This is a genomic window from Bradyrhizobium sp. 33ap4, assembly GCF_032654765.1.
In the GTDB taxonomy this organism is placed as follows: domain Bacteria; phylum Pseudomonadota; class Alphaproteobacteria; order Rhizobiales; family Xanthobacteraceae; genus Bradyrhizobium; species Bradyrhizobium australafricanum.
The window spans coordinates 37784-48842 of record NZ_JAUMTJ010000069.1 but is presented as its reverse complement, the minus strand read 5'-3'; the positions used below and the strand labels follow the sequence as shown (position 1 = coordinate 48842).

At 65.2% G+C, this 11059-nt stretch carries 8 protein-coding genes; 5 read left to right on the top strand and 3 right to left on the bottom strand.

Annotated elements, in window-relative coordinates; translation table 11 throughout:
- Positions 1–93: 93 nt before the first annotated feature.
- Positions 94–1662, bottom strand: coding sequence for a hypothetical protein (locus tag Q2M23_RS36765; protein ID WP_316398648.1), 1569 nt, complete (start codon positions 1660–1662; stop codon positions 94–96).
- Between the two features lie 284 nt (positions 1663–1946).
- Positions 1947–3134 carry a DUF2125 domain-containing protein gene (locus Q2M23_RS36760; protein WP_316398647.1) on the bottom strand — a complete coding sequence of 396 codons (1188 nt, stop codon included), beginning with the start codon at positions 3132–3134 and terminating at the stop codon, positions 1947–1949.
- Positions 3135–3287: 153 nt separating this feature from the next.
- On the opposite strand from Q2M23_RS36760, the gene Q2M23_RS36755 reads away from it, so the two are divergent.
- Complete coding sequence (locus Q2M23_RS36755; protein ID WP_057017872.1) at positions 3288–3884, top strand: gamma-glutamylcyclotransferase; 597 nt, start codon at positions 3288–3290, stop codon at positions 3882–3884.
- 20 nt (positions 3885–3904) lie between these two features.
- Here the strand turns inward: Q2M23_RS36755 and Q2M23_RS36750 are convergent, their stop codons facing one another.
- Complete coding sequence (locus Q2M23_RS36750) at positions 3905–4135, bottom strand: hypothetical protein (protein ID WP_316398646.1); 231 nt, start codon at positions 4133–4135, stop codon at positions 3905–3907.
- Between the two features lie 64 nt (positions 4136–4199).
- Here Q2M23_RS36750 and Q2M23_RS36745 point away from each other — a divergent pair, with 64 nt between their 5' ends.
- The 4 genes from Q2M23_RS36745 (at position 4200) to Q2M23_RS36730 (ending at position 11004) form a co-directional block, all read left to right on the top strand.
- Positions 4200–7502: an efflux RND transporter permease subunit gene (locus Q2M23_RS36745; RefSeq protein WP_316398645.1), complete on the top strand. Its 3303-nt coding sequence runs from the start codon at positions 4200–4202 to the stop codon at positions 7500–7502.
- Between the two features lie 57 nt (positions 7503–7559).
- Positions 7560–8030, top strand: a complete 471-nt coding sequence (locus Q2M23_RS36740; RefSeq protein WP_316398644.1) for a peroxiredoxin family protein — start codon at positions 7560–7562, stop codon at positions 8028–8030.
- A 107-nt stretch (positions 8031–8137) separates the two neighbouring features.
- Complete coding sequence (locus Q2M23_RS36735; RefSeq protein ID WP_316398643.1) at positions 8138–9619, top strand: aldehyde dehydrogenase; 1482 nt, start codon at positions 8138–8140, stop codon at positions 9617–9619.
- Positions 9620–9780: 161 nt separating this feature from the next.
- Positions 9781–11004 carry an ABC transporter substrate-binding protein gene (locus Q2M23_RS36730; protein WP_316398642.1) on the top strand — a complete coding sequence of 408 codons (1224 nt, stop codon included), beginning with the start codon at positions 9781–9783 and terminating at the stop codon, positions 11002–11004.
- The last annotated feature ends 55 nt before the right edge of the window (positions 11005–11059 follow it).

The window sequence follows — 11059 nt, the reverse complement described above, 5'->3', positions numbered from 1 at the left end:
AACCCGCAATCCTCTCAGACAGGAGCCCGATCTTGCGATCCCTCCTCAATTGCCGCGTAAGCGGCTTCGTTCAATCCTTAGAGTCCACACCACCTAGAACGGGTAGTAGCGGATCTGGGTCATGACGATGTGGTCGTCGGTCTTCGGCGCGCCGCCGACACCCTGGAAGGCGAAGCGCTGGGTGTAGGAATATTGCGCGCCGGCCTTGATGGTGCCGTAGGAGCCCTTGAAGATCGTGTCGTAGAAGCCCGCGGTGTACTGCCTCACCTCCGAAGTGTTGCCGTTGCAGGTCGCGGCCGGCGAGTTCTCGATGTTGCAGCCGAGGTTGTTGTAGAGCGGATTGCCGTAGCCGAACGGCACCGTGCCGACATTGGAGAAGGTCGCCTTGGTCTTTTCGAGCCCGGCATAGGCGTAGAGATCGAGCGACGGCGTCGTGTGCCAGACCGAGCCGACCAGGAAAGCCGTGATCGGCAGCGGCTGGATCGAGCCGTCCTGGCGCACGGTTGCATCCGGGAATGGCGTTGCGGTGAAGCGGCCCAGGGCACCGTAGGAGGCGGAGGCCTGCACCTCGAGCAGCTTCGGCACGATCTCGGCCGAGAGGTGGCCGCCGAAGCTGACCGTGTTGACGTCGTGATTGGCGAAGTTGAAGCGATCATAGAAGTCGCGGTAGAGCGCCCACGCCTCGACATGCAGCTTGTAGGTCCCGAGCCGCGGATCCCACGCGCCCTTCACGGTGAAATCCGGAACGTGGTTGAGGCTGACATTGTTCAGGCTGTTGAAGAAGCTGTCGCCCGGACCGGTGAGATTGACCAGCAGATTCGGATTGAGCACGCCCTGCGGGCCAACCGCCGGCGTGCCGACCAGCGGGTTGTTGCCGCCGAAAAAGGATGTCTGCGGATTCTCCGCCGAGACCGCGAGCTTGAACTCCGGCCCGATATCCTGCCAGACCCGGACGCCGGGTTGGCGCGCGCCGAGAAAGCCCGGCACCAGTTCGAAATCGATCACGCCCGGCGTATCGGCGCCTCGCGGATCGATGCCGGCCTTGCTCGGCGTGTTCAGCGACCATGATTGGCCGGCGAGGACATGCAGGCCGAGATCGCTGCGGTCGATCTCGATGCTGGCCTGCCGCAGCCGCGGATTGAACGAATTGGTCGCGACCGAATTGGCGGTCTGCGCCGCGCCCTCGAAATCGAGCTCGCCATAGCCGGCGACGTGGATGTTCTCCGTGGCGTTGGCTTCGGCGAGCACCGAGAAGCGGGTCTGGCGCGCGGTGAAGCGCGACTCGCCGGTGTTGTAGTTCTTGCTCTGCGGGAACGGGATGAAGTTGTAGACCGAGCCCGAATCGGAGGCGAGGTTGCGGCTGCGATAGATGCCGGTGAGATCGACCCAGCCGCCGAAGGTGAAGGTGACGCCCTTGTAGCAGAGCTTGCCCGATGCGCAGGGATCGAACGGCACCGGCGCCTTCGCCGTCATCTGCGCGTTCTGAATTGCGTTCTGTCTTGCGGCCAGCGCCTCCTCCTTGCGCGCCTGCGTCTCCATTTTCTGCTCGAGCTGCTTGAGCCGTGCCTTCAGCGCACGCAGCTCGGACGCATCGTCCTCCGCCAACGCCGAGCCTGCCGACAGCAGCATGCTGCCGAGCAGAATTCCCCCGAGAATTCGCATCGCTTCTCCTCCACACGAGGTTGTTTCCTCAGGCGAAAGAGAGCGGTACTCGGGGAGTGATATTCGCGCCGGGGCGCATTATTCCGGTCACGTTTTTCTCATCGCGGCGGCGGGAATAGATCGCGGTAATCGACGATAGCGCGCGAGGAGATAGTGAGTGGCCTTACCGGTATGCTCATTGCGAGCGAAGCGAAGCAATCCATCGCGCGGCATATGCGGAGCCATGGATTGCTTCGTCGCTATCGCTCCTCGCAATGACGGATGTTTCCGCAGCGTCCATCCGCTCAGAACAGCGGCGGAATCTGCGCGACTTTCAGCGGCCCCAAGAACACCGCGCCGTCGGCGAAGCGCAGCGGGAAGCTGCGCGCCTTCTTGCCTTCGAGGATAGCCTCGGTGCCGAGCGAATTGACGCCGGCGGAAATGCCGGCATTGGCGTTCTGCTTGATCACCTTGCCGAGGCCGGGGATGGCGCGATCCAGCGCGCCGAAGAGATTGCTGAGGTCCTGGCTCTTCACGCCGGGCGCGACGCGATCAAGCGTTGCCTGCGGCACGCCCTCCTCCAGCATCTTGTCGATGCCGAGCGCGGGGATGACGCGCTCGAGGCCGGCGACCGTCATCTGCAATTCGCCCTCGATGCGCCCTTGCGCGTTGAGGCGCAGCGTGCCGGCCGCGACCGACAGCACATCGCCCTGCTCGATCCGCGACTGCTGGATCTCGACGCTGCCGCCGGCGGCCTGGATCTCGCGGAAGCGATCGGGCCAGGGTTTCGGCGAGAAATCCTTCAGGCCATTGAGCCGCGCATGGATGTCGGCGTTGAACGGCTGGGCGAGCAGCGGATGCACCTCCTGCAAGGTGCCGCCGGCAATCTGCAGCACGGCCTCGATCGCCGGACAGTCCGGCGCCGAGCCGTCGACCTGCCTGCCGTGCAGCTCGATGTGATTGACCCGCGCCAGCGGCGCCGGCGCCGCGCCGCCGGTGCGGTCGATGGCGAGATCGTCGAACACCAGCGAGGCGCGCTGCGGCGGCGCCGGCAGGCCGACCACGCTGCTGCGTGCCTTGCTCCAGCTCACCGACAGCGTCGGCTGCGCGCCGCGCTCGGCGATCGTGGCCGGGCCCTTGAATTCGGCGATCACGAGCTTGGGATCGTAGACCTGCGCCACGACCAGGATCTCGGCGAGCCGCGCCACGAACGCCATCTGCGGCGAGGCGGTCTGCGAGACCAGCATCACGCTCGGATCGGTGCAGCGGACCTCGAACCGGAACGGGTAGCCCGCCACCGAACGGTCCCCGCAATCATAGACCCGGCCGGCCTTCGCCTCCTGCGCGCGCCAGGCATCGGCCTGCACGCCGACCTGCGAGGCGGCGAAGAACCAGAAGGCACTCCACAGCACCGCGGCGATCAGGACCGCGACCGGGACGGCATAAAGGCCGAAGCGCGAGCGGCGGCGGGGGGCGGAGGTCTGATCCGACATGCAGGTCCTTTGGCGGGCGAATTTGTCAAAATCTAAGCGGCCGCGGGCCTTGAACAAGCCCCGAGCAACCCTTGAGCGAGCCTTCAGCAAGCCTTGGAAACTTCACGGAATCCGCTTCGCTTCGACGGCCCGTTCTGCTAGCCCATCAGCGCCATGTCAGCAAATCCTCCCCATTCCGAAACCGACGGCGACCTCTGGGTGTTCGGCTATGGCTCACTGATGTGGAAGCCGGGCTTCGAGTTCCTGGAACAGGTGCCGGCGCGGCTGATCGGCGAGCATCGCGCGCTCTGCGTCTATTCGTTCGACCACCGCGGCACGCCGGAGAAGCCGGGCCTGGTGCTCGGGCTCGACCGCGGCGGCGCCTGCCGCGGCATCGCATTCCGCGTCGCCGCCCGCCTGCGCCACGACACCATCGCCTATTTGCGCGGACGCGAGCAGACCACCAACGTCTATCGCGAGGTGATGCGCTCGGTGTGGCTGGAGAATGCGGCGCGCGAGCGCGTCAGCGCGCTGGCCTATGTGGTCGATCGCGGTCATGTGCAATATGCCGGGCGGCTGTCGCTCGCCGAGCAGCAGCGCCTGGTGCTGCAGGGCCATGGCCGCTCCGGCAACAACCGCGACTATGTGCTCTCGACAGTGGCCTCGATCGAGAAGCAGGGCTTTCGCGACACGCAGCTGCACCAGCTAGCGACGATGCTGCATGATGCCCACGCGGCGCGTCACCCGCTGCAGGATGCCCGGGATGCGTAAGGCTGCGTCGCGAGGCTCTATTAAGTTCGCTTGGCCAGCCGTCGTTTAACGACCTCGCCGAGCGGACTATCCGGCGACTTGCGGAATGCCTTGAGCTTCTTGATTTGGCCTTTGCGCAGTGCTTGCGACTGCGCTTCGCCACCATCATCGATCAGCCTTTGTAAACGGGTTTTGCCAGATCCTCGTTTTTCGGCGCGCGGCGCGGTGCATCCGGCAAATCGCGGCGGCGGTATGGCGCCGCCCTGTGACATTTAGGCTTTTGCATCCCGGCGCGGACGGATAGAAGCTGATCCGCAAACAGCGCTCGCAAATTCGATGAACCTCTCCGCCCCCTTTGTCCGACGGCCGGTCGGCACCACGCTGCTGTCGCTTGGACTGGTGGTGGCGGGCATCATTGCGTTCTTCAAGCTGCCGGTGTCGCCGCTGCCCGACGTCGACATCCCGACCATCATGGTGCAGGCGACCCTGCCCGGCGCCAGCCCGGCCGACGTCGCCTCCACGGTGGCAAGCCCGCTCGAGCGCCACCTCGGCCAGATCGCCAGCGTCACCGAAATGACGTCGGTGTCCTCGCTCGGCTCTGCCCGCATCACGCTGCAGTTCGATATCGACCGCGACATCAACGGCGCTGCGCGCGACGTGCAGGCGGCGATCAACGCGGCGCGGGCGGACCTGCCGACCAACCTGCGCGCCAACCCGACCTACCGCAAGTTCAACCCGGCCTCGGCGCCGATCCTGATCTACACCTTGACCTCGGACACGCTGACGCCGGCCGAGCTCTATGACGCCGCCTCGACCGTGCTGGCGCAGAAGTTGTCGCAGGTCGAGGGCGTCGGCGAAGTCTCGGTCGGCGGCGGCTCGCTGCCGGCGGTGCGCGTCGAGCTGATCCCGCCGGCGCTGTACAAATACGGCATCGGGCTCGAGGACGTCCGCGCCGCGCTCTCGAGCGCCAATGCGCACAGCCCGAAGGGCGGCATCGACGTCGGCAACCAGCGCTACCAGATCTACGCCAACGACCAGGCCCGCAAGGCGGCCGACTACAGGCCGCTGGTCGTCGCCTACCGCAACGGCGCGGCGGTGCGCCTGACCGATGTCGGCGACGTGATCGATTCCGTCGAGAATGTGCGCACGCTCGGCCTTTCCAACGGCAAGCCGGCCGTCGTGATGATCGTGTACCGGCAGCCGGGCGCCAACATCATCAAGATGGTCGACACCGTGAAAGGGCTGATGCCGCAGCTGAAGGCCTCGGTCTCGCCTGCGGTTGACATCACCCTCGCGATGGACCGCTCGAAGACAATCCGGGCCTCGCTGCACGACGTCGAGATCACGCTGTTGATCGCGGTGGCGCTGGTGATCCTTGTGGTGTTCGCCTTCCTGCGCAATGCCCGGGCCACGCTGGTCCCGGTGGTGGCGGTCGGCGTGTCATTGATCGCGACGTTCGCCGTGATGTATCTACTCGGCTACACGCTCGACATCTTCTCGCTGATGGCGCTGACGGTGGCGACCGGCTTCGTGGTCGACGACGCCATCGTGGTGCTGGAGAACATCACCCGGCACATGGACGCCGGGCTGTCGCGGCTCGAGGCCACGCTGGTCGGCACCCGCGAGGTCGGCTTCACGGTGCTGTCGATGAGCGTGTCGCTGATCGCGGTGTTCGTGCCGATCCTGCTGATGGGCGGCCTGGTTGGCCGCCTGTTCCGCGAATTCGCCATGACCATCACGATCGCGATCGTGATCTCGCTGGTGGTCTCGCTGACCACGACGCCGATGATGTGCGCGGTACTGCTGCGCAAGGAGGAGGGCCGGCCGCACGGCCGGATCTACCGGATCAGCGAACGCATCTTCGAGCTGATGCTGAACGGCTACCGCGCGACGCTCGGCCTCGCGCTGCGCCATCCGCTCCTGGTGATGCTGATCCTCTGCTCGACGCTCTATTTGAACTTCCATCTCTACAAGGTGGTGCCCAAGGGCTTCGTGCCGCAGCAGGACACCGGATTGCTGGTCGGCTCGATTCAGGCCGACCAGAGCACCTCGTTCCAGCTGATGCAGCAGAAGCTGACCCAGTTCATCGACATCGTGAAATCAGATCCGGCGGTCGACACCGCGGTCGGCTTCACCGGCGGCGGCGGCGTGGGTCCCGGCGGCACCAACACCGGCACCGTGTTCGCCTCGCTGAAGCCGATGGACGAGCGCCGGCTGCGCGCCGACAAGGTGATCGAGCGGCTGCGCGAGCCATTGGCAAGCGTCGCGGGCGCCACGCTGTTCCTGCAATCGATCGGCGACCTCGGCGCCGGCGGACGCTCGGGCAATGCGGCGTATCAGTACACGCTGAAGGGCTCGACCTTCGAGGAGCTGAACGAGTGGACGCCGAAGCTCGTCGCGGCATTGCAGAAGGAGTCGACGCTCGCCGACGTCAACAGCGACCAGCAGAACAAGGCGCTGCAAGCCAATCTGATCATCGATCGCGACGCCGCCTCCCGGCTCGGGATCACCGTCAGCCAGCTCGACAACACGCTCTATGACGCGTTCGGGCAGCGCCAAGTCTCGACCATTTTCGTCGCGCGCAACCAGTATCATGTCATCATGGAGGTCGCGCCGCGTTTCTCGCAGGACCCGCAGACCCTCAAGGAGGTCTATATCTCGACCTCGGGCGGCTCGGCGAGCGGCACGCAGAGCACCAACGCGGTGGCCGGCACGGTGGCCTCGTCCTCGCAAAAAAGCTCGGTCAGCGCGGTCGCCGCCAATGTGGTGCGCAACCAGGCCACCAATTCGATCGGTGCCACCGGCAAGGGCGTCGCCTCGACCGGTACCGCGGTCTCCACCAGCGCGGAGACCATGATCCCGCTGTCGAGCGTTGCGCGCTTCGAGCACGGCGAGACGCCGCTCTCCGTCAATCATCAGGATCTCCTGGTCTCCAGCACCATCTCGTTCAACCTGCCGCCGGGCGTCTCGCTGAGCACGGCGACCACCACGATCGAGAACGCGATGCACGCGCTCGGCATGCCGGCGGGCATTTCCGGCGGGTTTGCGGGCTCCGCGAAAATCTTCCAGCAGGCGCTGGCGAACGAGCTGTTCCTGATCCTCGCCGCGCTGGCGACGATCTACATCTCGCTCGGCATGCTCTACGAGAGCTACATCCACCCGCTGACCATCCTCTCCACTTTGCCCTCGGCAGGCGTCGGCGCGGTGGCGGCCTTGATGCTGTCGCACACCGATTTCGACATCATCGGCATGATCGGGGTGATCCTCTTGGTCGGCATCGTGAAGAAGAACGCCATCATGATGATCGACTTCGCGCTCGATGCCGAGCGCCAGCGCGGGCTGTCGTCGCGCGATGCGATCTACGAGGCCTGCCTGATGCGGTTCCGCCCGATCATGATGACGACCCTCGCCGCCTTGTTCGGCGCGGTGCCGCTGATGATCGGTCTCGGCGAAGGCAGCGAGCTGCGTCAGCCGCTCGGCATCGCGATCTTCGGCGGGCTGATCCTGAGCCAGATCCTGACGCTCTACACCACGCCGGTGGTCTATCTCTATCTCGACCGCGCCAGGCTCTGGACCCAGCGCCGCCGCGCCGCGCGCCGCGCACGCCGGGCAGCAGCATCAAGCGCCGCCGGTCGTTGACAGACCGGTATCGATCTTGCCAACCTTGCGCCGTGAGCGGACGCAAGGAACCGATCTGTGACTCTCGCACCTGATATCGCCGCGTCGCGCTGGTTCAACACCAACGAGCCGCTGACCCTGGCTGGGCTGCGCGGCCGGCCGGTCCTGCTGCACGCGTTCCAGATGCTGTGCCCCGGCTGCGTCGCGCACGGCACGCCGCAGACCCAGCGCGCGTTCGAGCTGTTCAAGCATTCGGACCTGCAGGTGATCGGGCTGCACACCGTATTCGAGCACCACGCGGCGATGACGGAGGTGTCGCTGGAAGCCTTCATCCACGAGTACCGGCTGACCTTCCCGATCGGCGTCGACGAGGCCGGCGAAGGCACGCCGATCCCGGTCACCATGCAGCGCTACGGCATGCAGGGAACGCCGACCAGCATCCTCATCGGCCGCGACGGCAACGTCGTGCATCATGGCTTCGGACAACAGAGCGACATGGCGCTCGGCGCGATCATCGCGGCCGAGCTTGCCGCGCCGCATGGCCGATAGCGGCCCGCCTCGGCTGCAACCCGGCTCACGCGACTGCGTTATGACGGCGTCGCGCAATGCGTGATAGCGTTCCGCCAACCAGAACCATCGCCTTGCGGGAGGATGTCATGAAAACCTATCAGCTCTACATCAACGGCCAGTATGTCGACCCCGCCGATGGCGAATGGTTCGACAGCATCGATCCCTATCGCGGCGAGGCCTGGGCGAAGATTCCGCGCGGCACGGCCGCCGACGCCGACAAGGCGGTGAAATCAGCCAATGAGGCGATGTGGCGCGGCCCCTGGGCGAAGATGACGGCCTCCGCACGCGGCAAGGTGATGCGCAAGCTCGGCGACCTCGTCGCGGCCAATGCCGAGCGCCTTGCCGAGATCGAGGTGCGCGACAACGGCAAGCTGATGGCCGAGATGCTCGGCCAGTTGCGCTACCATCCGGAGTGGTGGTGGTATTTCGGCGGGCTCGTCGACAAGCTCGAGGGCGGCCTGGTGCCGATCGACAAGGCGGAGACCTTTGCCTACACGACCCATGAGCCGGTCGGGGTGGTCGCGGCGCTGACCGCCTGGAATTCGCCGCTGCTGTTCGTCGCCTGGAAATGCGCCGCCGCGCTCGCCGCCGGTTGTGCCGTGGTTGTCAAGCCGTCGGAATTCACCTCGGCCAGCACGCTGGAATTCGCCGCGCTGACCAAGGAGGCCGGAATTCCCGACGGCATCTTCAATGTGGTGACCGGCTTCGGTCCCGAGGCGGGCTCCGCGCTGATCGCCCATCCCGGCGTCGCCAAGATCACCTTCACGGGATCCGATACGACCGGCGCAAAGGTCTACGAGACCGCGGCCAAGAGCCTGAAGCGCGTCTCGCTCGAGCTCGGCGGCAAGTCGCCCAACATCGTGTTCGAGGACGCCGACCTCACCGCCGCCGCGGCCGGCGCGATCTCCGGCATCTTCGCCGCCACAGGGCAGACCTGCATCGCCGGATCGCGCCTTCTGGTGCAGAGCTCGATCAAGGAGAAATTCGTCGCGCGGGTGCTGGAGCTGGCAAAGTCCGCCAAGATCGGCGATCCCATGCAGTCCGACACCAATGTCGGCCCAATCACGACGCCGGCGCAGTACAAGAAGGTGCTCGACTATATCGACATCGCGAAAGCCGAGGGCGCGCGCTGCCTGCTCGGCGGCAAGCCGGCCACCGGCGACGGCATCAAGGGCGGCCAGTTCGTCGAACCGACCATCTTCACCGACGTCGACAACACCATGCGGATCGCGCGCGAGGAGGTGTTCGGACCGGTGCTGTCGATCATCTCTTTCGACACCGAGGAGGACGCCATCCGGATCGCCAACGACACGATCTACGGCCTCGCCGCCGGCATCTGGACCAAGGATCTCGCGCGCGCCATCCGCGTGCCGAAGCAACTGCGCGCGGGCACTGTGTGGGTGAACACCTACCGGGCCATCAGCTACATGATGCCGTTCGGCGGCATGAAGCACTCCGGCGTCGGCCGCGAAAGCGGCATCGACGCGGTCCGCGAATATCAGGAGACCAAGAGCGTCTGGATCTCGACCGCGACGGACGTGCCGGCCAATCCGTTCGTGATGCGGTGAGTTTTCCGCACTGACATCGCTTGCTTCACCGCTCCCGGACGGACAGCGGTACGACGGCACCCGCGCGCCGAGCTGTCGCACTTGACGTGCAGGGTGGAACAGCGATCATCAGCCCCACGGCACGCGCCGAAGAGCGTGGCCGATACTTGGGGAGATTCGCCATGACGTTTCGTTACTCACGCGCAGTGTTCTGCGCGCTGATGCTCGCCACCGCCCAACCTGCCCTCGCCGACAAGAAATACGGCCCCGGTGTCACCGATACCGAGGTGAAGATCGGCCAGACCATGCCCTATAGCGGCCCGGCGTCCGCCTACGGCACCCAGGGGCGTCTCGAAGAGGCCTACTACGCGATGATCAACGCGAAGGGCGGCGTGAACGGCCGAAAGATCAAGCTGATTTCACTGGACGACGCCTATTCGCCGCCGAAGACCGTGGAGCAGACGCGACGCCTCGTCGAACAGGACGAGGTGCTGGCAATCATCGGTACCATCGGCACACCGACCAATTCAGCGATCCAGAAGTATCTGAACCAGAAGAAGGTCCCGCAGATCTTCATTTCGACGGGCGCGGCAAAATGGGACGACCCGAAGAACTTCCCGTGGACCACCCAGCTTTATCCACCCTACCAGATGGAGGGCATGATCTTCGCCAAATATCTGTTGAAGAACAAGCCCGACGCGAAGCTCGGCGTGTTCTCCCAGAACGATGATGCCGGAAAGGATTACGTCAAGGGGCTGAAGGATGGCCTCGGCGACAAGGCGAAGACGATGATCGTGAAGGAAGTGACCTACGAGGTTTCCGATCCGACGGTCGATTCGCAGATCGTCTCCCTGAAAGCCTCCGGCGCCGACACGCTGTTCACGATGGCGACGCCCAAGTTCGGCGCGCAGGCGATACGCAAGGTCTACGAGCTCGGATGGAAACCGCTGAACTACGTGGTCAGCGTCTCCTCATCGATCAAGGGCGTCATGGAGCCGGCCGGCATCGAAGCTTCGAAGGGATTGTTGACCGCGCTCGCGTTCAAGACGCCGACCGATCCCACCTGGGAGAGCGCGGCCGACGTGAAGGAGTTCAAGGAGTTCCTGGCAAAGTGGTACCCGCAAGGCGACATCGCCGACGGCAGCAACGTCACCGGCTACATCTCGGCCTATATGACGGTGAAGGTCATCGAGATGTGCGGCGATGATCTGACGCGCGAGAATTTGCTGAAACAGGCAACCAACCTCAACAAGGTCGTCGCGCCGCTGCTGCTGCCCGGCATCGCCATCTCGACGCGGCCGGACCGCTATGCGCCGTTCACGCAGATGCAGATCGCAACGTTCGACGGCAAGAGTTGGGTGCCGCAAGGCGAGACCTTCAACACCGACGCGGCGGCCGGTCAGTAGTGGCGACGCCATTCGCGATACGGTAACTCTCCGCATCGTCATGAGCCGGGCAGCC